The sequence below is a fragment of the Intrasporangium sp. DVR genome (genome assembly GCF_040365325.1).
In the GTDB taxonomy this organism is placed as follows: domain Bacteria; phylum Actinomycetota; class Actinomycetes; order Actinomycetales; family Dermatophilaceae; genus Intrasporangium.
Map to the genome: position 1 here is coordinate 514685 of NZ_BAABZW010000005.1, position 22733 is coordinate 537417.

Annotated in this window: 21 protein-coding genes; 13 read left to right on the forward strand and 8 right to left on the reverse strand. The window is 70.0% G+C overall.

What is annotated here, in order from left to right; genetic code table 11:
* The first annotated feature begins 36 nt into the window (after positions 1-36).
* From ABWV20_RS06945 to ABWV20_RS06960, 4 genes are all read left to right on the forward strand, one after another.
* Positions 37-1164 (forward strand): metallophosphoesterase, encoded by a 1128-nt coding sequence (locus ABWV20_RS06945; RefSeq protein WP_353354102.1) that lies wholly within the window; start codon positions 37-39, stop codon positions 1162-1164.
* Positions 1165-1262: 98 nt separating this feature from the next.
* Positions 1263-2213 (forward strand): zinc metalloprotease, encoded by a 951-nt coding sequence (locus tag ABWV20_RS06950; RefSeq protein ID WP_353354103.1) that lies wholly within the window; start codon positions 1263-1265, stop codon positions 2211-2213.
* A 116-nt stretch (positions 2214-2329) separates the two neighbouring features.
* Entirely contained in the window at positions 2330-3043 is a 714-nt protein-coding gene (locus tag ABWV20_RS06955) for a DNA alkylation repair protein (RefSeq protein ID WP_353354104.1), read from the forward strand.
* Complete coding sequence (locus ABWV20_RS06960) at positions 3040-4365, forward strand: MATE family efflux transporter (RefSeq protein WP_353354105.1); 1326 nt, start codon at positions 3040-3042, stop codon at positions 4363-4365. The genes ABWV20_RS06955 and ABWV20_RS06960 overlap by 4 nt, the downstream gene beginning before the upstream one ends.
* 286 nt (positions 4366-4651) lie before the next feature.
* On the opposite strand, the gene ABWV20_RS06965 is transcribed toward ABWV20_RS06960, so the two are convergent.
* A complete protein-coding gene (locus ABWV20_RS06965; RefSeq protein WP_353354106.1) occupies positions 4652-5593 on the reverse strand; it encodes a hypothetical protein in 942 nt (313 codons plus the stop codon).
* A 359-nt stretch (positions 5594-5952) separates the two neighbouring features.
* Here ABWV20_RS06965 and ABWV20_RS06970 point away from each other — a divergent pair, with 359 nt between their 5' ends.
* From ABWV20_RS06970 to ABWV20_RS06990, 5 genes are all read left to right on the forward strand, one after another.
* The gene (locus ABWV20_RS06970; RefSeq protein WP_353354107.1) at positions 5953-7248 is read left to right on the forward strand and encodes an ABC transporter substrate-binding protein; all 1296 of its coding nucleotides are present in this window, start codon (positions 5953-5955) and stop codon (positions 7246-7248) included.
* Positions 7249-7352: 104 nt separating this feature from the next.
* Complete coding sequence (locus tag ABWV20_RS06975; RefSeq protein ID WP_502901761.1) at positions 7353-8291, forward strand: carbohydrate ABC transporter permease; 939 nt, start codon at positions 7353-7355, stop codon at positions 8289-8291.
* A complete protein-coding gene (locus ABWV20_RS06980; protein ID WP_353354109.1) occupies positions 8288-9190 on the forward strand; it encodes a carbohydrate ABC transporter permease in 903 nt (300 codons plus the stop codon). The genes ABWV20_RS06975 and ABWV20_RS06980 overlap by 4 nt, the downstream gene beginning before the upstream one ends.
* The gene (locus ABWV20_RS06985; protein WP_353354110.1) at positions 9187-10722 is read left to right on the forward strand and encodes a GH1 family beta-glucosidase; all 1536 of its coding nucleotides are present in this window, start codon (positions 9187-9189) and stop codon (positions 10720-10722) included. Before ABWV20_RS06980 ends, ABWV20_RS06985 begins: the two co-directional genes overlap by 4 nt.
* A 16-nt stretch (positions 10723-10738) precedes the next feature.
* Positions 10739-11776 (forward strand): LacI family DNA-binding transcriptional regulator, encoded by a 1038-nt coding sequence (locus tag ABWV20_RS06990; RefSeq protein WP_353354111.1) that lies wholly within the window; start codon positions 10739-10741, stop codon positions 11774-11776.
* Between the two features lie 107 nt (positions 11777-11883).
* Here ABWV20_RS06990 and rplI read toward each other — a convergent pair whose 3' ends face one another.
* The 6 genes from rplI to ABWV20_RS07020 all read right to left on the reverse strand — a co-directional run bounded on the left by rplI (position 11884) and on the right by ABWV20_RS07020 (position 17626).
* The gene (rplI, locus tag ABWV20_RS06995; RefSeq protein ID WP_353354112.1) at positions 11884-12330 is read right to left on the reverse strand and encodes a 50S ribosomal protein L9; all 447 of its coding nucleotides are present in this window, start codon (positions 12328-12330) and stop codon (positions 11884-11886) included.
* A 35-nt stretch (positions 12331-12365) separates the two neighbouring features.
* Positions 12366-12602 carry a 30S ribosomal protein S18 gene (gene rpsR, locus ABWV20_RS07000; protein ID WP_013494395.1) on the reverse strand — a complete coding sequence of 79 codons (237 nt, stop codon included), beginning with the start codon at positions 12600-12602 and terminating at the stop codon, positions 12366-12368.
* Positions 12603-12730: 128 nt separating this feature from the next.
* Entirely contained in the window at positions 12731-13333 is a 603-nt protein-coding gene (locus tag ABWV20_RS07005; protein WP_353354113.1) for a single-stranded DNA-binding protein, read from the reverse strand.
* 50 nt (positions 13334-13383) lie between these two features.
* Complete coding sequence (rpsF, locus tag ABWV20_RS07010; protein WP_272460679.1) at positions 13384-13671, reverse strand: 30S ribosomal protein S6; 288 nt, start codon at positions 13669-13671, stop codon at positions 13384-13386.
* Positions 13672-13970: 299 nt separating this feature from the next.
* Complete coding sequence (locus tag ABWV20_RS07015; protein ID WP_353354114.1) at positions 13971-15326, reverse strand: glycosyltransferase family protein; 1356 nt, start codon at positions 15324-15326, stop codon at positions 13971-13973.
* Positions 15323-17626, reverse strand: coding sequence for a transglycosylase domain-containing protein (locus ABWV20_RS07020; RefSeq protein ID WP_353354115.1), 2304 nt, complete (start codon positions 17624-17626; stop codon positions 15323-15325). Before ABWV20_RS07020 ends, ABWV20_RS07015 begins: the two co-directional genes overlap by 4 nt.
* A gap of 221 nt (positions 17627-17847) precedes the next feature.
* Between ABWV20_RS07020 and ABWV20_RS07025 the strand changes: the two genes are divergently transcribed.
* The 4 genes from ABWV20_RS07025 (at position 17848) to ABWV20_RS07040 (ending at position 21311) form a co-directional block, all read left to right on the forward strand.
* The gene (locus ABWV20_RS07025; protein WP_353354116.1) at positions 17848-18411 is read left to right on the forward strand and encodes a SigE family RNA polymerase sigma factor; all 564 of its coding nucleotides are present in this window, start codon (positions 17848-17850) and stop codon (positions 18409-18411) included.
* The gene (locus ABWV20_RS07030) at positions 18408-19487 is read left to right on the forward strand and encodes a hypothetical protein (RefSeq protein ID WP_353354117.1); all 1080 of its coding nucleotides are present in this window, start codon (positions 18408-18410) and stop codon (positions 19485-19487) included. The genes ABWV20_RS07025 and ABWV20_RS07030 overlap by 4 nt, the downstream gene beginning before the upstream one ends.
* A 66-nt stretch (positions 19488-19553) precedes the next feature.
* Positions 19554-20216 (forward strand): PadR family transcriptional regulator, encoded by a 663-nt coding sequence (locus ABWV20_RS07035; RefSeq protein WP_353354118.1) that lies wholly within the window; start codon positions 19554-19556, stop codon positions 20214-20216.
* Positions 20217-20219: 3 nt separating this feature from the next.
* On the forward strand, positions 20220-21311 hold the full coding sequence (locus ABWV20_RS07040) for an inositol-3-phosphate synthase (RefSeq protein WP_353354119.1): 1092 nt from the start codon (positions 20220-20222) through the stop codon (positions 21309-21311).
* A 127-nt stretch (positions 21312-21438) separates the two neighbouring features.
* On the opposite strand, the gene ABWV20_RS07045 is transcribed toward ABWV20_RS07040, so the two are convergent.
* Positions 21439-22707, reverse strand: coding sequence for a S8 family peptidase (locus tag ABWV20_RS07045; RefSeq protein WP_353354120.1), 1269 nt, complete (start codon positions 22705-22707; stop codon positions 21439-21441).
* Between the last annotated feature and the right edge of the window lie 26 nt (positions 22708-22733).

Here is a 22733-nt window from a genome sequence, read left to right on the forward strand (position 1 = left end):
CGGCCGGCGAGCGCGAGCGTTTGAGACCCTGTCCCCGTGTCCGTGTTCGTCGCCGTCGTCGCGGTGCTCCTCGCCGCGGTGACCTGGTCCCTCCACCGTCGACTCTTCGTCAGCCCGCAATGGCCGTATGCCGCTCAGCTCGCCGCCGCTGTCGTCCTCGCTGTCGGGTGGGTGGCCGTCGTCCTCGCCTTCCTCATCCAGGGCGGGACGATCGACCCCGACGGGACGCGCTGGCTGGGCTGGCTCGGGATGACCTGGCTGGCCGTCGTCTGGTACCTCATCGTGGGCACGCTCGTGCTCGGACTGGTGATCCTGCCGATGCGGCTGGCCGGGCGGCGTGACCTGCGACGCCCAGTGCTTCGAGCCGGCGCTCCTGCCGTGGTGGTCGTGGCGCTGGCGACGACCGGCTACGGGCTGGGCGAGGCGGCGGAGCCGGCCATCACGCCTGTCACCATCACCAACGACCTCGTGCCGGACGCACTCGACGGGCTGCGGATCGCGCTCATCTCGGACCTCCACGTCGGGCCGGTCCGCGACGCCCGTTTCACCGAGCGGGTGGTCGACCTCGTCAACGCCGAGCAGCCTGACCTCGTGGTCATCGCCGGCGACGTCGCCGACGGGAAGGTCTCGCAGGTGGGGGCGGACATGGAGGCGCTGCGTCGACTCGACGCGGCACTCGGCGTCTACGGCGTCGACGGCAACCACGAGGTCATCTCCGGCGAGCCGGAGAAGTGGGCGCACCAGTGGCACGACCTCGGCATCGAGGTCCTCCACAACGAGAACGTCACCGTGGAGGCCGGCGGGGGCAGCCTGACCATCGCGGGTATGCCCGACCCGTCCGGTGGGCGCACCGACGGTCCTGACGCCGACGCGGCGCTCGCGGGGGTCGACCCGGACGTCTCCACCCTGCTCCTCGCCCACCAGCCGAAGATGGCCGAGCTCGTCAAGGGTCGTGGCGTCAACCTCCAGCTCTCCGGCCACACGCACGGCGGGCAGCTCTGGCCCTTCAACGTCCTCGTGCGACTGCAGCAGCCGACGCTCGACGGGCTGGAGCCGGTCGGCGACGTGCCCGTCCTGACGTCCCGCGGCGCCGGCGCCTGGGGCCCGCCCGTGCGGGTCCTCGCGCCCCCGGAGATCCCCCTCATCACGCTGCGCACCCGCTGACGCCCATTTCAGCGCGCGGATCTGCCGACCTTCCGTCAGGATGTCGGGCGTCGGCCGCTGACCCCGCGGCCCGGACGGGAGGATCACCCCAGATGCGCATGACCCGCACCCTTCGCATCGCCTCGGCCACGGCCGTCGGTGCCCTGGCCTTCGCCACCCTCGGCCTGACCGCCCCCGCGCAGGCCCGGCCGTTGGCCGTCGCCGACGCCTCTGCCGAGTGCTATGTCCCGGAGACGCACTCCGACGAGTCCGACGCTGCCCGTGGTGGTTACGGCCGCGACCACCGCGACATCTCGGCCGCCGAGCAGCGCGCCATCGAGTCCCGCACCAACGCCATCCTCAAGGCGAAGGGCCAGCCGACTCTCGGCGCCGAGACGGCGCTCGCGTCAGGGACTGTCCCCGTCTACTTCCACGTGATGGCCTCGGCCTCGGGTGAGGGCGACGTGACGCAGGCACAGATCGACGCTCAGATCGTCGAGCTCAACGAGAACTTCGCTGGGCGCGAGTCGACCGCGGCGGCCGACACCGGCTTCACCTTCACCCTCGCCGGCGTCGACCGCTACTACAACAACCAGTGGCACAAGGACCGTCAGTCGACGACCTACCGGGCCAAGACTCGGCAGGGCGGCGCCAACGCGCTCAACATCTGGCTCGTCGACTTCGGCTACCTCGGGATCGCGACGTTCCCGTGGGACTACAGCAAGAACGCCTCGGTCGACGGCATCCGCGTGCACTGGGACTCGCTCCCGGGCGGCTCGATCGCGAACTACAACCAGGGCAAGACCGCGACGCACGAGGCGGGCCACTGGTTCGGGCTGTACCACACGTTCCAGGGCGGCTGCACGACGACGAACGACGAGGTCGCCGACACCCCGGCCCAGGGCTCCTCGACGAGTGGCTGCCCGGAGGGACGCGACTCGTGCTCGCTGCCCGGCCTCGACCCGATCCACAACTACATGGACTACAGCTACGACGCCTGCTACAACCAGTTCACCCCCGACCAGTCCAGCCGCATCTCCTCGATGTGGACGGCCTACCGGGCCGGCTGACTCGAGCGCCACGTCCGTCGTGGCGCACCGGCTGCCCCACTCCCCGTATGGGGGTGGGGCAGCCGTGCGTCTGCTGGGTCGGCACCGCGTCGGTGTGGACGGCTAGGTTGGCGCGCATGGGCCGGACCGGAGCGCACCGCGAGCTGATCGCCGCCGTGCGGGCTGCGCTGGAGCAGGGGGCCGACCCCGTGCGAGCCGCGGGGCAACAGCGGTACATGAAGTCCGCGATGCCGTTCCGTGGCCTGACCTCCGCCCGGCTCGCCGCCGCCCTCCGCCCGGTCCTGCGCGACCCCGCTCTGGGGATGTCGTCCCGAGATCAGTGGGCGGCCACCATCTCCACGCTGTGGCTCGAGGCGCGCCACCGTGAGGAGTGGTACTCCGCGCTGGCCCTCGCCAAGCACGCCTCCTACCGGTCCTGGGTCGACTCCGCAGCCATGCCGCTGTGGAAGGGGCTGATCCGAGCCGGCGGCTGGTGGGACGTGGTCGACGACATCGCCACCCACCTCGTCCGCCCGACCCTGCTGGCGGCGCCCGACGTCGAGGCCAAGAGGATGCGGGCCTGGGCCCGGGACGACTCCCTCTGGGTGCGTCGGGCGGCGCTCCTGTGCCAGGTCGGTGCCAAGGACAGGGTCGACCAGGACCTGCTCGCCGACGTCATCGAGCCGAACATCGGCGACCCGCAGTTCTTCAGCCGCAAGGCGATCGGCTGGGCGCTTCGGGATCATGCGCGATGGGACCCCGACTGGGTCCGCCGCTTCGTCGACGAGCATCCCGACCTGTCGGGCCTCTCCCGTCGTGAGGCCCTCAAGCACGTGGGGGCCCAAGCATGAGCGAAGCCGTCAGCCACCGTCGGGAGATCCTGCGCCTCGCGGTCCCGGCCTTCCTGGCCCTCATCGCCGAGCCGCTCTTCCTCCTGGCCGACTCCGCGATCGTCGGACACCTCGGGACTGCCGAGCTCGCCGGCCTCGGAGTCGCCAGCGCCGCACTGCTCACGGCCGCAGGCGTCTTCATCTTCCTCGCCTACGGCACGACGAGTGTCGTCGCACGCCAGCTCGGGGCGGGCGACGTCCGCGCCGCCATCACCGCCGGGGTTGACGGGCTCTGGCTCGCTGCAGGGTTGGGCATCGTCACGGCCGCTCTCGTCGCAGTGTTCGCCGAGCCGATCTGCGCCCTCTTCGGGGCCTCGGAGGCGGTCATCGCCCAGGCCACGATCTACCTGCGGATCTCGTCGCTGGGCCTTCCCGCGATGCTCGGCATCCTCGCCGTCACGGGCGTGCTCCGCGGCCTGCAGGACACCCGCACGCCTCTGATCGCCTCGGTGCTGGGCTTCAGTGCCAACGTCGTGCTCAACGTCGTCTTCGTCTACGGGTTCGCCTGGGGCATCGCAGGATCCGCGTGGGGCACGGTCTTCGCGCAGACAGGCATGGCCGCGGGACTGGTCGCCGTCCTCCTGCGCCAGGCCCGGGTGCGCGACGCGTCGCTGCACCCCCATCCCGGGCGCATCCTCGCGGCCGCGCGGACCGGAGTGCCGCTCCTCATCCGCACCCTCGCGCTCCGGGCGGCCCTCCTGCTGACGACGTGGGCCGCCGCGTCGCTCGGAGACGTGCCGCTGGCCGCACACCAGGTCGCGCTCACCGTGTGGTCCTTCCTCGCCTTCGCTCTCGATGCCCTCGCCATCGCCGCGCAGGCCATCGTCGGGCGCTCGCTCGGAGCCGGTGACCGGCACGGAGTGCGGGTCACCATGCGGACCATGGTCCAGTGGGGCGTATGGGGCGGACTGGCCATCGGGCTCGTCGTGGTCGCGCTCCAGAGCGTCCTGCCGCCCCTCTTCACGAGTGACGAGCCAGTGCGCACGGCACTCGCCGCCGCCCTCGTCGTCGTCGGGCTGGGGCAGGCCGTCGCCGGCTACGTCTTCGTGCTCGACGGGGTGCTCATCGGTGCGGGAGACGGTCGGTGGCTGGCCTGGGGTCAGGTGGTGAGCCTGGTCGGCTACGTCCCCCTCGTCCTCGCGGTCCGGGCGCGAGGACCCAGCGACTCCGCGGCCCGCGACATCGTCGTGCTCTGGCTCGCGTTCACGGCCTGGATGACCCTCCGGGCGGTGGTGCTCGGCTGGCGCGCGCGCCAGGACGCGTGGATGGTCACCGGCGCCTGAGGCCACGCGCGTGCAGAGCCGGCCCAGCGGCATACGGCTCCCTGTGATGGAGATCTCCCCGGAAAGCTGCGCGAGCCCCGCGTCCGCAACGCGTTCCCAGCGTTCTTTAAGGTCGCGGGGTCATAGTCGTCATGTGAGTTGCTCCTGAGTGGCTCGGTGATCTCCTCCCCTGTCGGTCACCGAGTCGAGGGCAGGCCCGCTCCTTCGGTCGCAGTTCGGCGACGAGATCGAAGGGGCGGGCTCCTCGCTTCTCCCCCCACTCGAGTGGCCCGCGCGTCCACAACCGTCAGGACGAACGCATCAGCCAGTTCGCGCTGCGCTGCTCTGCCAGCTGCATGGCGTGCGTGGAGAAGAAGCGAGGCTCGCAGGCGGCGAGGTTCAATGATGCACGGTCCACCTCGAGGGCAGTCGCGAACCGGACGACCGTCAGGCGGCGCGCATCGGGCGAGTCGCGATCGGCATTCCAGATGAACTCGACCTGCCAACCATCCCCGACGAATCCACGCAGACGAACCACATCACGGGCCCGTTGCTCGGGACTCGAGTGGAACGCTGCGCCTTGGTACTCGCCGATCACCTTGATGTCGCGAAGTGGCGCCTCGCGGCGGATGACCCAGACCAGATCCCCCACTCCCAGAAGCACGCCCGGGCTTCTCGTCGACCAGATCGGGACGTTGAGACGAGGTTCCGGCACGCCGCAGCGGACGAGCATGATCCGCGAGAGGGTCTCTCCGGGTGAGGCGGAGCCGACGCGGACGAGCTCGAGCCCCTCGCCGAGCGTGCGCTTCCCTCTCGGCCGATTGCGCCGAGCCAGGGCGCGGGCGAGTGGGTCGGACGAGCCGAGCCGAGTCGCGACCGCGTCACCCACAACGATCGTGTCGTCCAGCCCCACCGGCTTGCCCCGACCGATCAACTCGCCCAGATCTGCCCACGTGTCGGCCAGACCCACGACTCGCACCCCTTGATCGAGGACGACGTGGCGCGGGTGCAGCGCCCGGTGTCCGACGATTCCGGGCTGCTTGATCCGGGAGCTGGTGATCGGGCGGACGACGTGGATCCGCTCGTCCTCCTCCATCGCATACGACATCGGCAGGCCCTGGAGGCGCAGCGCCGTCGTGTGGGAGAAGGCGCAGTCGGCGGGCAGGTCCTCGGCGAGGGCCCTGCATCGCGCGAGCAGGTCCTGGCGGCAACGGAGCTGGTCGATCATCCTCAGTTCGCCGGTCATCATGCGAGAAGCCTTCTGCGTGTTCCGCACGAGCGCGGCGGGGACGCGGCAGCCTGTTGACAACGCATCCGCCGGCGGGGGCTTGTGGACAACCGGGCCACTCGAGGTCGGGGTGGGCCGCGGGAGCCAGCCCAGCGGCATACGGCCTGGGGACGGTGGGGCCAGTCGAGGTGGGAGGTCTGGGGACGGTGGGGCCACTCGAGGTGGGGAGGAGCCGCACCGGAGTAGGTCACGGATTGGTAACGAGTGTTGACGGCCGCTCCGGCTGGCTTCATTGTCATCCGTGAGAGCGCTCTCACACCTCCACGGAGAGCGCTCCGAAGCACCGCCTCCACACTGGGTTGCGACCGAAGGAGCTCTCCATGACAACCCGCACCACCCGCCTCCAGGCGCTCGCCGCCATCGCCGTCGGACTGCTCACCCTCAGTGCCTGCGGATCCAGCGCAGACGCGGACGGCTCCACCTCGGGCTCCACCGGGGGAGCATCCGCTCCGGTCACGCTGAAGCTCGCGACGTTCAACCAGTTCGGCTACGAGGACCTCATCACCGAGTACATGGCCGCCCACCCGAACGTCACGATCGAACACAAGAAGGCGGCCACCTCGAACGAGGCACGCGACAACCTCAACACCCGTCTCGCCGCCGGCTCCGGCCTCTCGGACATCGAAGCCGTCGAGGTCGACTGGCTCCCCGAGCTGATGCAGTACTCCGACAAGTTCGTCGACCTCACGTCCGCCGACACGGCTGGCCGCTGGCTCGACTGGAAGACCAAGGCGGCGACGGACGGTGAGGGACGGCTCATCGGCTATGGCACCGACGTCGGGCCCGAGGCCATCTGCTACCGCGGCGACCTCTTCAAGAAGGCCGGCCTGCCCTCCGACCGCGACGCCGTCGCCCAGCTGATCGGGACCACGTGGGAGAGCTACTTCGCGGCCGGCAAGCAGTTCGCCGCCAAGTCGGACGTCCCGTGGTTCGACAGCCTAGGCGCGACCTGGCAGGGCATGGTCAACCAAGTCGAGACCGCCTACGAGACCCCCGAGGGGGACGTCATCGCCACGACGAACCCCCAGGTCAAGGCGACCTACGACGCCGTCGTCAAGGCCGGCATCACCGACGGACTCTCCGCGAAGCTCCAGCAGTGGAGCGACGACTGGGTGGCCAGCTTCCAGGACGACGGCTTCGCGACGATGCTCTGCCCCGGCTGGATGGTCGGCGTCATCGAGGGCAACGCCAAGGGCGTCAAGGGCTGGGACGTCGCCAACACCTTCCCCGGTGGCGGCGGCAACTGGGGTGGGTCCTACCTGACCGTCCCGACGCAGTCGAAGCACCAGGCCGAGGCCAAGGCCCTGGCCGCGTGGCTGACCGCGCCTGAGCAGCAGATCAAGGCCTTCAAGAAGGTCGGGGCCTTCCCGAGCCAGCAGGCTGCTCTCGACAGCCCCGACCTCGCCTCGGTCACCGTGCCGTTCTTCAACGACGCCCCCACCGGAGAGATCTTCGCCGACCGCGCCAAGGCCGTCACCGTCAGCCCCTTCAAGGGCCCGAAGTACTTCCCCATCAACGACGCGATGCAGCAGGCCCTGACCCGCATCGAGGACGGCTCGGCCACGCCCGAGGCCTCGTGGGAGAAGTTCGTCGCCGACGTCCAGGCCCTCGGCTGATGCTCGAGATGGGCACCGCGCGCTCGACCCGCCGGGACACGGTTGACACCGTCCCGGCGGGCGGGCGCAGGGACTCGGGAGCGCCGCACGGACCCTACCCGTCGGTGCGCCCCACACCCCCGATCCAGCGGTCCCGCTGGCGCCAGCGCCTCAGCCGTCTCGACACCAAGGCGTCCCCGTACGCGTACATCTCGCCGTTCTTCATCATCTTCGCCGTCGTCGGCCTCTTCCCCCTGCTCTACACCGCTTGGGTGTCGCTCCACGAGTGGCACCTCATCGGCGGACAGGGCGACTTCGTCGGCCTGAAGAACTTCCAGGACGTCCTCGGGCAGCGGTTCTTCTGGAACGCCGTCCGCAACACGTTCAGCATCTTCCTGCTCTCGACCGTCCCGCAGATCATCCTCGCGCTCGCCATCGCGGTCGCCCTCGACAGCGGGCTGCGCGCCAAGAGCTTCTGGCGGATGGGCGTGCTGCTTCCCTACGTCATCGCGCCCGTCGCCGTGGTCCTCATCTTCAACGACCTCTTCGGCGACCGGTACGGCCTGTTCAACCAGCTGCTCGGCTGGGTGGGGGCCGAGCCGGTCCAGTGGCACAAGGACACCCTCTCCAGCCACCTCGCCATCGCCACCATGGTCAACTTCCGGTGGACCGGCTACAACGCCCTCATCTTCCTCGCCGCCATGCAGACCATCCCGCGGGACTACTACGAGGCAGCCCTCATCGACGGCGCCGGTCGGATCCGGACTTTCTTCTCCATCACGGTTCCCCAGCTGCGGGCGACGATCATCTTCGTCACCATCACGTCGACCATCGGAGGTCTCCAGATCTTCGACGAGCCGAGGATGTTCGACCAGTACGGCCAGGGCGGGGCCGACCGGCAGTGGCAGACCCTGACGATCTACCTCTACAACCTCGGCTGGAACCAGAAGAACTTCGGACGGGCCTCCGCCGTCGCCTGGCTCCTCTTCCTCATCATCGTCCTCATCGCCATCGTCAACTTCTTCGTCATCCGCCGGATCGCCTCGAAGGAGGAGAAGCGATGACCGTCATCACCCGACGCCTCGACGAGCCCGACCACCGAATGCGTGCGCGGGCGCCCAAGGGAGCCACCGCCCGCGTGGCCCGACAGGCGCAAGCGAGCCCAGCGGCATACGTCTTCCTCATCATCGTCCTGCTCGGCAGCGCGTTCCCGCTGTGGTGGTCCTTCGTCATCGGCAGCAAGGACGCCGCCGCCATCAACAGCGGCCAGGTCTCCCTCCTGCCCGGGGGCAACTTCCTCGCGAACGCGAGCACCGTCATCTCGACCCTGCCGTTCTGGAAGGCGTTGGGCAACAGCATCATCGTCTCCACCGTCGTCTCGGTCCTCGTCGTGCTGCTCTCGACGCTGGCCGGCTTCGCGTTCGCCAAGCTGCGGTTCCGTGGACGCGAGGGCCTGCTCCTCTTCGTCATCGCCACGATGTGCGTACCCACCCAGCTCGGGGTCGTCCCCCTCTTCATCGTCATGGCCAAGCTCGGCTGGATCGGCGGGCTCTGGGCGGTCATCCTCCCCGCCCTGGTCAACGCGTTCGGCGTCTTCTGGATGACCCAGTACCTCCGTGAGTCGTTGCCCGACGAGCTGGTCGAGGCCGCGCGGGTCGACGGCGCCTCCACGCTGCGGATCTTCTGGAGCGTCGCCCTGCCCGCAGCGCGACCCGGCGCCGCCATGCTCGGCCTCTTCACCTTCATCTACACGTGGACGAACTTCTTCTGGCCCTTCATCGTGCTCGAGCCGGGCAACCCGACGCTGCCCGTCGCGCTCCAGCAGCTGCAGGCGGCCTACTACGTCGACTACTCCCTCGTCCTCGCCGGCGTCGTCCTCGCCGCGATCCCCCTCCTCATCGTCTTCGTCCTCGCCGGTCGGCAGCTCGTCTCCGGCATCATGCAAGGAGCAGTCAAGGGATGACCCTCAACCTCACCTCCTCGAACCGCGCAGGTGATCCCGTTGCGCCGCAGGAGAACTCGGTTTCCGCGGCGAGACGGCTGCCGGACGGCTTCGTGCTCGGCGTCGCCACCGCCGCCTACCAGATCGAGGGGGCGCGCCACGAGGACGGGCGTGCCGACTCCATCTGGGACACCTTCTCCCACACCCCCGGAGCCGTCGTCGACGGCGACACGGGTGACGTCGCCTGCGACCACTACCACCGGTTCGCCGATGACGTAGCCCTGATGAAGAGCCTTGGCGTGCAGTCGTACCGCTTCTCCACGTCGTGGGCGCGGGTGTCCCCCGACGGGCGAACGGTCAACGCCAAGGGCCTCGACTTCTACGAACGGCTCGTCGACTCCCTGCTCGACGCCGACATCACCCCCTGGCTGACGCTCTACCACTGGGATCTGCCCCAGGCGTTGGAGGACCGCGGCGGATGGCCGGTGCGCGAGACGGCGGACCGCTTCGTCGACTACGCCCTCGCGGTGCACGACCGGCTCGGCGACCGCGTCTCCACGTGGACCACGCTCAACGAACCCTGGTGCTCGGCCTTCGTCGGCTACACCAGCGGGGAGCACGCGCCGGGCCGGCAGTCACCCTCAGACGGGCTCGCCGCCGCCCACCACCTCATGCTCGGCCACGGCCAGGTGGTCACTGCGCTGCGATCGCGCGACGCGTCCCTGCGGCTCGGCCTGACCCTCAACTTCACCGTGGCGGACCCTGTCGACCCAGCCGACCCGTGTGACATCGACGCTGCGCGGCGGGTCGACGGACAGATGAACCGCATCTTCCTCGACCCGATCTTCCGCGGCGAGTATCCCGCCGACGTCCTCGCCGACGTGGCGGGACTGGGTCTCGAGGGGCACCTCAGGGACGGCGACCTCGCCACGATCTCCGCCCCGATCGACGTGCTCGGCGTCAACTACTACAACGGCGGCGCGTTCAGCCACCTCCCCCCACGGACGACGCTCAATGCCGCTCCCTCGACCACGCGTCCGACCCGGTCCGCCTTCCCGGCTGCCGACGGAGTCCATGGTCACCCGCGCGGGCTCCCGGTGACCTCGATGGACTGGGAGGTGCAGCCGGAGGGCCTCACGCGGCTCCTCGTCCGCCTTCACGAGGAGTACACCGGCCCAGCCGGAACCACCCTGCACGTGACGGAGAACGGCGCTGCCTTCGACGACCACCCCGACGACACGGGGTTCGTCGACGACCGGGCCCGGGTCGACTACGTGCGCTCCCATCTCGCCTCGGTGCTCGACGCCGTCGACGCCGGCGTGCCGGTGCAGGGCTACTTCTACTGGTCGTTCATGGACAACTTCGAGTGGGCCTGGGGATACGCCAAGCGGTTCGGTATCGTCCGGGTGGACTACGAGACGCAGCAGCGGACCCCGAAGGCCAGTGCCCTCGACTATGCGCGGATCATCCGGACCCGCGAGCTCGGAGCGGCGGTCCCAGTGGCGACGCCACGCCCGGACGAGGACGATGAACGGAAGGTTCCAAGCCGATGAGGGGAGGCAACCGGTCATGACCCACGGAACCGTGGCCGCACCCGGCCGGCCGACCCTCGAGGAGGTCGCCCGGCTGGCCGGCGTGTCCCGCGCCACGGTCTCGCGCGTCATCAACGCCTCGCCCAGAGTGAGCCCGGAGGTCCAGGCCGCCGTCGAGGCGGCGATCGCCGAGCTCAACTACGTGCCGAACCGGGCCGCCCGGTCGCTCGTCGCCCGGGCCACCATGTCGATCGCGCTCGTCGTCCCCGAGGATGCGCACCGCTTCTTCGGGGACCCCTACTTCGCCGACATCGTGCAGGGCATCAGTGACCGGCTCGACGCCAGCGAGTACGTCCTCAACCTCCAGCTGGCCCACCACAGCTCTCCGTCCGACAAGACGCGGCGCTACCTCCTCGGCGGCAATGTCGACGGCGCGCTCGTCGTCTCGCACCACTCGGGCGACCACTTCCTCGCGTCCATCGGCCAAGCGCTGCCCGTCGTCTTCGGCGGTCGGCCGATGGACGAGGAAGGCACTGCCGGACGGCCCACCGACTACTACGTCGACGTGGACAACAGGCACGGCGCGCTGCAGGGCACGCGCTACCTCATCGAGTCCGGGCGTCGGGCGATCGGCACGATCACCGGGCCCCGGGACATGCCGGCCGCCCTGGACCGTGAGACCGGCTGGCGCGACGCACTGCGCGAGGCCGGCCTGTCCGACGAGCGGATCGCCCACGGCGACTTCACCGCGGACGGCGGCGCCCGAGCCGCCGGCGAGCTCCTCGACCGCCATCCGGACCTCGATGCGATCTTCATCGCCAGCGACCTGATGGCCAGCGGCGCGCTGGTGACGCTCGCCGAGCGCGGCCGCGTCGTCCCCCGGGACGTCGCCGTCGTCGGCTACGACGACAGCCTCTATGCCACTCGAGGGCCGATCCCCCTGACGACGGTCGCCCAGCCGACCAAGCAGATGGGGATCGTCATGGCGGACACCCTCCTGCGGCTCCTCGCCGGCGAGCAGCCCGATCGGGTGTCACTGCTGCCCACCGAGCTGATCCGGCGCGAGTCGGCCTGACGTCGAGGGCCAGTCGACCACCGCGGGCGCGCTCGACGGGGCCGGAGCACGACGAAGCCCGGTCCCTCCGGAGAGGAACCGGGCTGCCGGGGTCGGCACGCCTGGGCTCAGGCGGGGACGACCTCGAACTTGAGCGTCGCCGCCACGTCCGCGTGCAGCCGGACGGTCGCCTCGTAGGAGCCGAGCGACTTGATCGCCTGCTTGACCTCGATCTTGCGCTTGTCGAGCTGCGGTCCACCGGCGGCCTTGACGGCCTCGGCGATGTCACCGTTGCTGACGGCGCCGAAGAGGCGGCCGGACTGGCCGGCCTTCGCCGCGACGGTGACCGGCAGGCCCTCGATCTGGCCCTTGACGGACTTGGCCTGCTCGACGTCCTGGATCGCGCGGACCTGGCGGCCCTTCGTCAGGGCGTCGACCTGCTTCTGGCCGCCCTTGGTCCACGGCGTGCCGAGCCCGCGCGGGAGCAGGTAGTTGCGGGCGTAGCCGTCCTTGACCTCGACGACGTCACCAGCGGCACCGAGGCCGGTGACCTCGTGAGTGAGAATGAGCTTCATTGGGTGCTTCTCCTTGGGTTCTCGAGCGACCGGGCTCAGCGAGCCGAGCTCGAGTAGGGCAGCAGGGCCATCTCACGGGCGTTCTTCACGGCCGTGGCGATGAGCCGCTGCTCCTGGACGGACACCCCGGTCACCCGGCGAGCGCGGATCTTGCCGCGGTCGGAGATGAACTTGCGCAGCAGCGCGGTGTCCTTGTAGTCGATGTTCTCGACCTTCGCCGCCTTCAGCGGGTTGGCCTTCTTCTTGGGCTTGCGCACAACGGGCTTGGCCATCGTGGTGCTCTCCTTCTGGAAAGCCCGGGGTCCTGCCCCGGGATGGGATTCACAACTGTTTCGTATGCCGCTGAGCTGGCTCAGCGGCGGATGCTCGCACCCGCACCAGCGGGCTCAGCGTCTGCCGATCAGAACGGGGGCTCGTCGTAGCTCGGAGCACCCTGCCCCCAGCCACCCTGCTGACCGCCGGGACCGGCCGGGCCCGTCTGCGGGGCACCAGCGGGCTGGCTCCAGCCACCCTGCTGACCACCCTGCGGAGCGCCTTGACCACCCTGGCCACCCGGGGCTGCACCAGCACCGGTCGCCCACGGGTCCGCGCCGCCCTGCTGGCCGCCACCGCTCCAGCCACCACCGCCGCCGCCACCACGCTGGGTCTTGTTGACCTTCGCCGTGGCGCTGCGCAGCGAGGGGCCGATCTCGTCGACGTCCATCTCGATGACGGTGCGCTTCTCGCCTTCCTTCGTCTCGTACGAACGAGACTTGAGTCGGCCCGAGACGATGACCCGCGTGCCGCGCTGGAGCGACTCTGCGACGTTCTCCGCCGCGTCGCGCCAGACGGAGCAGCGCATGAACAGCGTCTCGCCGTCCTTCCACTCATTGCTCTGACGGTCGAACATCCGCGGTGTGGAGGCCACGGTGAAGTTCGCGACCGCCGCGCCGGACGGCGTGAAACGCAGCTCGGGGTCAGCGGTCAGGTTGCCGATGATCGTGATGACGGTGTCGCCTGCCATGGGTGGCTCCGTTCAGTCCTTCGTTGGGTGATCGGTGTTGATCGAGAGGATCAGGCGCCGGGACGGAGCAGCTTGGTCCGCATGATCGACTCGCTGAGGTTCAGCTGGCGGTCGAGCTCCTGAGCCGTGGCCGGCTCTGCGGTGAAGTTGACGACGGCGTAGATGCCCTCGGACTTCTTCTTGATGTCGTAGGCCAGCCGGCGACGGCCCCAGATGTCGACGTTGTCGACGGTGCCGCCGTCCTTCTTCACCACGTTGAGGAACTTGTCCATCGTGGTGGAGACGGTGCGCTCCTCGGTCTCGGGGTCGAGGATGACCATGAGTTCGTACTGACGCATGCTTGTACCCACCTCCTTCGGTCTTGGCGGTCACGGGTCTCTCCCGTGACAGGAGGGTTGCAAACGTCCCGCCGCTACCCACCCTCGCAGATCGCGCCGACATCACATCGGCTCTCTCCACAAGCACCCCCGGCTCTCACCCGGGGCGGAAGGGCACACGGCGAACCCGGCAAGACTACCGGGCCCAGCGGCATACGCCGAAATCGGAGGCGGCCGCCCAGCCACGCGGGTCTTTCGGGCTCAGCGGGGGCCGGCCGGCGACGGCGGTGAGGCCCCGTGGGTGCCGCAGCGTCCGGGTGTCAGGAGAACCTGACGATGAGGCGATCCTCGGCGTCCTGCATCGGTCCGGCGAGGTCGTCGACCTCGCCCCCCGGGCGGCCCCAACGCTCGCGGGCCCGCAGCCAGACCATCGCGACCAGCCAGAGCACGGCGATGACCCGAAGCATGGAGAAGAAGGCGTACCAGGAGTTGGGCATGCCGCGGTCGGGCACCTTCGTCGCCGCGATCGTCAGCCACACCGCGACGAAGTGCATCGCCTCGGCGCCCGCCCAGATCAGGTGGTCCCGCCACTGCACGAGGCACCAGGCGAGGAGCGGGACGAGCCAGAGCGAGCTCTGCACGGTGAACGACCTCCCCGTGACGAGGACGATCCCGACCATGACGAGCGACACCTCGGCGAGCGTCGGGCGCCGGGCACTGGCCAGGGCGAGCACCGCGCCCACGCCGACGGCGATCACCCAGCCGAGCGCAGCGAGCGCCGTCAGGGCCCAGGTCGGCAGCGGATGCCCGGCCAACTGGGGCAGCAGCCACGGCGAGCCGTAACCCGCCGCGGCGGAGGCCCACGCGCGGTAGGACGATGCAGCGGCCTCGGGGTGCAGCAGCCAGAGCGCGCCGAACACGGCGAGGAAGGTCGCGACGGCGTGCGAAGCCGTGCGGGCGAACGGTAGCAGCCGACCCGAACGCAGCGCGAGCAGACCGATGGCGACGAGGATGAGCACGGGGTAGGAGCGGGCCGACACCGCCAGGCCCAGCAGCACACCGGCGGTCGCGGGCTTGCTCCGCGCCCAGGCCCACATCCCCGCACTCGCAAGTGCCACGCCGAGCAGGTCCGCCGAGACGAAGCCGACGAGGGCGACGACCGGCGCCAGCGCGACGTGCGCGGCCGCCCACGGCCGGCGGGCCGTCGACGCGACCAGCCAGACGAGGACGAGCAGGAGCACGGTCAGCAGGACGGCCCACAGGGCGAAGAACCATGCGATGCGAGTCCCCTCCCGCTCTGCGGACGGGACGAGACTGGCCACGGCCATCAGCGCCAGTCCGGTGAGCGGGGGCTGGCCGGTGGTCGGCGCGCCGTCGCTCCCCTGGAGGAAGGCGGCGAGCCCGGCGCCGAGGTTGCCGTCGCGGTAGGCGTTGGGCAGGTCGGAGTAGCAGGCGTTCCAGAACTGGCCCTCGCCTGCCCAGTGGGTGCGCAGGCACGGGATCCGCAGCGCGATGCCGAACCCGGCGGGGATCGCCGCGAGGGCGGACAGCACCGCCGCCGTGAGCACCCACGGGAGCTCACGGGCGGCGTAGCGTCCGCGGGGTCCGCCGATGACCTCGGTGGCGGCGGTGGCGACGGGGTCGGTGAACCCGGCTCTGCGGCCCGTCCCGGTCATCCGTTCCCGTTGCCCGGTTTGGTCGTGGTCGTCGTCTCCTGCGGCAAGGGCACCGTGACGGAGATCGTCGGCTCCGTGGTCGTCGTCGTGACCGTCGGCTCCTTCGTCTTGCCCGGCGGCGTCTTGGTCGGCTCGGTCGTCGTCGGCGGCGCCGTCGTGGTCGTCGTCGGCGCGGTGGTGGTCGTCGGCGGCGCCGTCGTCGTGGGCTGCTCCGTCGGCACGGCCTCGTCGCCGACTCCGGCACGCTCCGGGAACGGCAGGACCTCGACGCCCTCGAACGTCGGGACCATGAAGTCGAGCCAGATGTTGGCCGGGATCGTCGACCCGTCGGGTGCGACCGACTCCTCCGGGGAGAGCGAGACGGTGGACTTGCCGTCCTCGGTCGGTTTGTACGTGCCGACGGAGACGGCCATTTGCGGCACGAAACCGCTGAACCACTTCGACTTGTTCTCCTCGGACGTGCCCGTCTTCGCGGCGACCGGCCGGTTGAACTCACGGCCGATCTTGGTGGCGGTGCCGCCCTCCTTCGTCGTGTAGGTCATCGCGTCGGTGACGTCGGCAGTGACCTCCTTGGCGAAGGCCCGGCGCGTCTTCGGCTCTGCCGTGTAGCTGTAGCTGCCGTCGGCGGAGGTCACCTTGGCGATGACGTACGGCGTGGACCGGATGCCCTGGGAGGCGATGGTCGAGTAGGCCGACGCCATGTCGATGACGCGGGGGGAGGAGGTGCCGAGCACGTTGCCCAGGTCGTTCTTCAGACCGGGGGTCTTCTCCGGGATCCCGGCATCGATGGCGGCCTTGCGGGTCTTGTCCGGGCCGATCGTCTCGTTGAGCTCGACGAAGGCGGTGTTGATCGAGCGACCGACCATGCGGCGCATGTCGACCGTGCCGTAGTCCCGGTCGTCGTAGTTATTGACGGGGTGCGGATAGCCGTCGAACTCCTTCGGCGTGTCGCCGTCGAACTTCGTCTTGGTCGAGATGTTCTCGCGGACCGCGGCCAGCACCGCGAACGGCTTGAAGTTCGATCCGCCCTGCATGATCGCCTGCGTGGCGTTGCTCAGCTGCCGTTTGGAGTAGTCGGCGCCGCCGTACATCGCGATGACCGCGCCGTCGCCGGGCTTGATCGCCACGAGGCCACCCTGCACGCCCTTCGGGAGGTTCTTCGCCATCGCCTTGACGGCGTTGGACTGCGCCTTGCGGTCGATCGTCGTGACGATCCGCAGGCCGCCCTTGGCGATGTCCTGGTCGGTCAGGCCGATGCGGACGAGCTCCTTCTTGACCTCCGCCGTGATGTAGCCGGTCGTGCCCTTGGAGAGCCGCTGGCCCTTGTACTCCTTGATCTCGGGCAGCTCGGTGTACCTGGCTCGCTCAGTCGCGGTGAGCCAGCCCTCCTCGACCATGCCGTCGAGGACGTACGTGTAGCGCCGCTCGAGCCGGGCCTCGGCTTCGTCACCCTCGGCCGGGTCGTAGAGGGACGGGGCGTTGATCACGGACGCGAGGACGGCGCCCTCGGCGACGTCGAGCTTGTCCACCGACTTGCCGAAGTAGGCCCGGGCGGCCGTCTGGATGCCGTACGCGCCGCGGCCGTAGTAGATGGTGTTGAGGTAGTCCTGGAGGATCTGGTCCTTCTCCATCTCGCCGTCGATCTTGACCGCGATGAGGATCTCCTTGGCCTTGCGCTCCAGGGTGCGGTCCTGGCTGAGGAAGTAGTTCTTGACGTACTGCTGCGTGATCGTCGAGCCGCCGACCTGCGCCTCGCCGGTGATGCTCGTCTTGACCGCCCGGAGGATGCCGCCGACGGAGATGCCGTTGTTGACGTAGAAGGTGCGGTCCTCGGCCGCGATGTGCGCCTTCTGGACGGCCTCGGGCACCTTGGACAGGTCGACCATCTGGCGGTTGCCCTCGTCCTGGACGATGCGGTCGATCTCCGTCTTGCCGTCGGAGTAGTAGACGATCGAGACCTGCCGGCTGGCGAACTCGTTGGGCTTGGGGACATCGGTCTTCGCATAGGCGAACCACACGCCGGCGACCCCGAGGACGAAGAGCACCACCGCCGCCAGCGAGCCCCACTTGAGGGTGGGGACGACCCAGCGCCTCCACCCGCCACGGGCGCCACGACCATCGCCACGACCATCCCCACGACCATCGCCGCGACCCCGCCCACGACCGCCCGCCCGGAACTCGAGCGCGTCACCCGTGTCTGCCGGCTCGCCCGAGCCGGGGGTGTGCTGGTTGCCGGCGCGCCGGCTGCGCTTCTCGGCGGCCAGCTGCGCAGCACGGATCTCGCGCCTGCTCTGTGTCACTCCACCACTTCCATTTCATGCGGCGGCCCGAGACACCTCTCGAGCCGCATATCAGTATGGCCCGACAACGCGCCGCACACCGAAATGAACCCCGCCACCCACAGCGGGCACACAGGCACCCAAGGAGCTCAGCGGCATACGGACACGCCATTCCGTATGCCGCTGGGTTTCCTTCGTCGAGTGAGGCAACCTTGGCGCGGGGCTGGGTGGTCCTTGTCAATGTGACGACGCTCATTCAACGCGGGGAGGCAGGGGTGACCATGGGCCGGGCGGACTTCGACGCGTTCGTCGCCGCCCGCTCGACACCGCTGCTGCGCACCGCCTACCTGCTGACGCGGGACCGGGGACTGGCCGAGGACCTCCTGCAGACCGCGCTCGCCAAGGCGTGGTTCGCGTGGGGACGGATCGAGGGGGCACCGGAGGCCTACGTCCGCCGGATCCTCGTCAACACGTACTCGAGCTGGTGGCGCCGCAAGTGGCACGGCGAGGAGCCGACGGAGACCCTGCCCGAGCGCCGCGGCGCCGGGGCCGACGGGGCCGCGGGTGCCCGGCAGGTCGACGAGCGCACCGACCTGTGGCAGGCCCTGGGCCGGCTGCCGAAGCGGCAGCGGGCCGTCGTCGTGCTCCGCTTCTACGAGGACCTGTCCGAGGCCGAGACCGCCGAGCTGCTCGGTATCACGATCGGCACGGTCAAGAGCCAGGCGAGCAAGGCCCTGACCAAGCTGCGCCTCGACCCGACCCTCATCGACTCACCCACCACCCCTCAGAAGGAGGGCTCCCGATGAACCTCACCGACCTGCGTGACGAGCTCGACCTGCGAGCCCACGACGTCGAGGCCGACACCGGCTCCCTGTCCGACGGCGTCCGCACCCGGATCCGGGCGACGAAGCGCCGGCGCGCCGGTGGCGCGGTCGGAGGGGTGGCCGCCGGCCTGCTGGCGGTGGGGATGATCGTGGCCAACCAGCCGGTCGCCCGGGTGGTCCCGGCGCCGGCAACCACCAGCGCCGCCCCCACCACCGTCGGAGCTGACGGCATGCCCTTCCGTGCCGTCCCGGACTCGCCGGGCGACGTCGTCAAGGACGGCCTGCGGCTGCGCGCCACCGTCGCGGAGGACACGCTCGCCGTCGGGGTCATCGGGGACCCGGGGCAGCGCGTGGTCCGCGCCACCTGGACGCCGCGGACGCAGCGGGTCGCCTATGTCGTCGAGTGCTGGCTGCCTCCGGGCCAGGACCAGGCGAGCGCGAAGGAGACCTGGGTCCGGGCCTCGATCTCCGGTCAGGAGGGCTACTTCGGGGGGACCTGCCGCGCCGAGGTGCCCCCCAGGGGAGACCTGTTGGCCTCCATCACCCCGGGCGAGCCCGGCGAGGGCAACCCGCAGATCAGGCTCGGCACCGACACCACGCTCCGAGTCGAGCTCGTCGACCGCGACGGTCGGCCCCTGACCAACCCGGGGGTTCGCCTCGCGGCCGGCGTCTACGACCTCGGGCCGCAGCGTCTCATCGAGGACGAGCTCGGGAAGGCGAGGGCGGCCGTGCCTGAGGTCATCGAGCACCAGGGCTTCCAGTACCGACTCGAGCGTCTGGTCTCCGGCCCGGCCGACCGCGGCCCACTGCCCGAGGTCAGCACTCCGGTGAACCAGCCGTTCGTCGTGACCTTCGGATCCAGCACTCCGTCGCGCTACCCGAGGGTGGGCACCCTGTACCTGAGTGGGCTGGAGTCGGAGTCCTCTCGTCTGGAGAACGGTAGCCAGGAGACGGTTCCCCAGCCTGCCCGGGCGGCGGGCACGGTCGAGCTCAGCGCAGAGGGTGCGCGTCCCGTCGACGGCGTCGCCTACATCGCGGTCTACACGCCGGTGGACTGAGCGCTGCGACGCAGGCGGACCAGGGCGATGTATCGCGGCGATATATCTGCCGTGTAGAGTTCGAGTGTGACCCGAGGCGAGCGACCCCAGAGCCGGCGTGCCGCGCTGCTCGAGTTCGCCATCCTCGGGGTCCTCCACGACGGTGCCCTGCACGGCTACGAGCTGCGCAAGCGCCTCACCACCGCCCTCGGGATCTTCCGTGCCCTCTCCTACGGCTCGCTCTACCCGGCCCTGCGTGGCCTCGTCGACGCCGGCCACATCACCGAGACCCCCGATCCGTCGACGGTGGGCAAGCGGCCCAGGATCACCTACCAGCTGACGCCGGAGGGCAAGGAGCGCTTCCAGGACCTCGTCGCGGCGAGCGGCCCGGACGCCTGGGACGACGACGACTTCGACGTGCGCCTCGCGTTCTTCTCCCGCACCGAGCGGGAGGTGCGCCTGCGCATCCTCGAGGGGCGCCGCTCACGCCTCGAGGAGCGGCTCGCCCGGATCCGCGAGGTCAGCGCCCGCAACCGGGAGCGGATGGACGCCTACACCCTCGTGCTGCAACAGCACGGTGAGGAGCGCGCGGAGCGAGAGGTGCGGTGGCTCGAGGAGCTCATCAGCGCGGAACGCCGCGCTGCGCTGGATCCGGGCCCAGCGGCATACGACCTCGACCTCCCACTCGCCTCACCTCAGCCACACCGCCAGACCCAGCCACAGCAAACCCCGCCACACAACAAGGAGTAATCCATGGGTTCCGTACGCGTCGCCATCGTCGGCGTCGGCAACTGCGCGAGCTCGCTCGTCCAGGGTGTCGAGTACTACAAGGACGCTGACCCGGCCGGCACCGTGCCGGGCCTCATGCACGTCCGGCTCGGCGAGTACCACGTCAAGGACGTCGAGTTCGTCGCTGCCTTCGACGTCGACGACAAGAAGGTCGGCAAGGACCTCTCCGAGGCGATCAACGCCTCCGAGAACAACACGATCAAGATCGCCGACGTGCCCACCACGGGCGTCACCGTGCAGCGCGGCCACACGCTCGACGGCCTCGGCAAGTACTACCGCCTGACCATCGACGAGTCGTCGGCCGAGCCGGTGGACATCGTCCAGGCGCTCCAGGACGCCCGGGTCGACGTGCTCGTGTCCTACCTGCCGGTGGGCTCCGAGGAGGCCGACAAGTTCTACGCCCAGTGCGCCATCGACGCGGGCGTCGCCTTCGTCAACGCGCTGCCCGTCTTCATCGCCTCCGACCCCGAGTGGGCCAAGAAGTTCGAGGACGCCGGCGTGCCGATCATCGGTGACGACATCAAGAGCCAGGTCGGCGCGACGATCACGCACCGCGTCATGGCCAAGCTCTTCGAGGACCGCGGCGTCGCGCTCGACCGGACGTACCAGCTCAACGTCGGCGGCAACATGGACTTCAAGAACATGCTCGAGCGCGAGCGCCTCGAGTCCAAGAAGGTCTCCAAGACGCAGTCCGTGACGTCCAACCTCACGGGCTCGCTCGCCGGCAAGGTCGACGACAAGAACGTCCACATCGGCCCGTCGGACTACGTCCAGTGGCTCGACGACCGCAAGTGGGCCTACGTCCGGCTCGAGGGTCGCGCGTTCGGTGACGTGCCGCTGAACCTCGAGTACAAGCTCGAGGTGTGGGACTCCCCCAACTCGGCCGGCATCATCATCGACGCCATCCGCGCGGCGAAGATCGCCAAGGACCGCGGCATCGGCGGCGCCCTCATCTCGGCGTCGTCCTACCTGATGAAGTCCCCTCCCGTGCAGCGCGAGGACACCGAGGGCCGCGCGAAGCTCGAGGCGTTCATCGCCGGCACCGAGGAGCGCTGAGCACGCCTCCCTGTCCCGGTTCGATGTGATCGATCGAGGTCTGGACCGATCGATCACATCGACCGAGCAGCCCGTATGCCGCTGGGCCCGCTTCCACACGGAAGCGGGCCCTTGGCGTGCGGCTGGCTCAGTCCCCGTCCCCGGGGCGGAGCACCCAGAGGCCGCCGCTCGCCGCCGCGCGGGCGGCGGCAACGCCGGACAGGGCGGCCCAGGCCTGGCGGGCGTTCTCGCCGTAGGTGGCCATCCGCGCGGCGACGAGCCCGGCCACGAGTGGTGTCGCGAAGGACGTGCCGCTCCAGCTCGCCAGGCCCTTGGTGAAGCTGCCGTCCGGCTGGCCCGCCATCGGCGGCTCCATGTACTTGTACTTGCCCCTGGGGTAGGCGTTGACCACGTCCGTCCCCCGAGCCCACACGTCGACCCAGCAGCCGTGGTTGCTGTAGCCCGCCTGGCGCCCATCGGGGTCCAATGCCCCGACCGCAACCGGCCAGCCCTGACTGGCCGGCTCGAAGGGCCCGGGGCCCGCGTCGTTGCCGGCCGCGCAGACCAGCAGGGTCGTGCTGCCCTTGAGGTAGTTGTCGTAGAAGGCCTTGAGGCTGAGCAGTGACTGCCCGTCGGCCGGGGACACTCCGGCCGACATGCTGATGATGTCGACGTTGGAGAGGAAGACGTCGACGAGGCGTGGGGCCAGATCGCTCTCGAAGGCGGCGCCTCCGTGGGGGAAGAGCGACCAGATCCGGACGTCGGCGCCCGGTGCCTGGGTGCGCAGCACACCGGCGACGAAGGTCCCGTGGCCGCGGTAGTGCCCGACCTGCGAGGGCGGCGCCTCGGCGTCACCGCGCACGCCCGCCAACCACGAATGCTGGTTGACCACCGCATCGATGCACCCCGTGTCGACCACCGCGACGCGCACGCACCGTCCGGCCCCTGCGTTCGGGTTCACGCCCGGCTCCGGGCCGCTCGTCGCAGGGTCGGGCTCGGTGGCGGGGCAGTAGCTGAACGGGCTGACGTGGACCGCGGTGTCGAAGCGGACCACCCCCTTGCCGATGGCCCGGTTCACCCGGTCCACGACCTCGGTCGCCGGATCCTCGATCTTCAGCACGGTGAGCCCGTTGATCGGGTCAGGCAGCCCCTCTGCGTACTTGTCGTCGGTCTCCGGGAGCCCGAGCAGCCGTCGGACCCGCGGCGCGTCGGCGTCGCTCGTCAGGACGGTGTCGGCCCGGTACATGAACTCGACCTCGTCGAGGTGCTCGTCGTCGACCGACGGATAGAGCCCCACCGGCTTCCCGTGGTCGCGCAGCGCATTGCGGATGAGCCGGACCTGGTCTGCGTACCGGGCGCGCCTCAGCCGCTCCTGGCCCGAGTCCCACCATTTGTCACCAGGCGGGAACGCGTTCATCGGAGTGCTGCCATGATCTGAGTCAT

Bases quoted from the DNA above. Each gene is read 5' to 3' on its own strand.
- ABWV20_RS06950 (WP_353354103.1), top strand. From the start codon at position 1,263: ATGACCCGCACCCTTCGCATCGCCTCGGCCACGGCCGTCGGTGCCCTG.
- ABWV20_RS06955 (WP_353354104.1), top strand. From the start codon at position 2,330: ATGGGCCGGACCGGAGCGCACCGCGAGCTGATCGCCGCCGTGCGGGCT.
- ABWV20_RS06960 (WP_353354105.1), top strand. From the start codon at position 3,040: ATGAGCGAAGCCGTCAGCCACCGTCGGGAGATCCTGCGCCTCGCGGTC.
- ABWV20_RS06965 (WP_353354106.1), bottom strand. From the start codon at position 5,593: ATGATGACCGGCGAACTGAGGATGATCGACCAGCTCCGTTGCCGCCAG.
- ABWV20_RS06970 (WP_353354107.1), top strand. From the start codon at position 5,953: ATGACAACCCGCACCACCCGCCTCCAGGCGCTCGCCGCCATCGCCGTC.
- ABWV20_RS06980 (WP_353354109.1), top strand. From the start codon at position 8,288: ATGACCGTCATCACCCGACGCCTCGACGAGCCCGACCACCGAATGCGT.
- ABWV20_RS06985 (WP_353354110.1), top strand. From the start codon at position 9,187: ATGACCCTCAACCTCACCTCCTCGAACCGCGCAGGTGATCCCGTTGCG.
- ABWV20_RS06990 (WP_353354111.1), top strand. From the start codon at position 10,739: ATGACCCACGGAACCGTGGCCGCACCCGGCCGGCCGACCCTCGAGGAG.
- rplI (WP_353354112.1), bottom strand. From the start codon at position 12,330: ATGAAGCTCATTCTCACTCACGAGGTCACCGGCCTCGGTGCCGCTGGT.
- rpsR (WP_013494395.1), bottom strand. From the start codon at position 12,602: ATGGCCAAGCCCGTTGTGCGCAAGCCCAAGAAGAAGGCCAACCCGCTG.
- ABWV20_RS07005 (WP_353354113.1), bottom strand. From the start codon at position 13,333: ATGGCAGGCGACACCGTCATCACGATCATCGGCAACCTGACCGCTGAC.
- rpsF (WP_272460679.1), bottom strand. From the start codon at position 13,671: ATGCGTCAGTACGAACTCATGGTCATCCTCGACCCCGAGACCGAGGAG.
- ABWV20_RS07015 (WP_353354114.1), bottom strand. From the start codon at position 15,326: ATGACCGGGACGGGCCGCAGAGCCGGGTTCACCGACCCCGTCGCCACC.
- ABWV20_RS07030 (WP_353354117.1), top strand. From the start codon at position 18,408: ATGAACCTCACCGACCTGCGTGACGAGCTCGACCTGCGAGCCCACGAC.
- ABWV20_RS07040 (WP_353354119.1), top strand. From the start codon at position 20,220: ATGGGTTCCGTACGCGTCGCCATCGTCGGCGTCGGCAACTGCGCGAGC.
- ABWV20_RS07045 (WP_353354120.1), bottom strand. From the start codon at position 22,707: ATGAACGCGTTCCCGCCTGGTGACAAATGGTGGGACTCGGGCCAGGAG.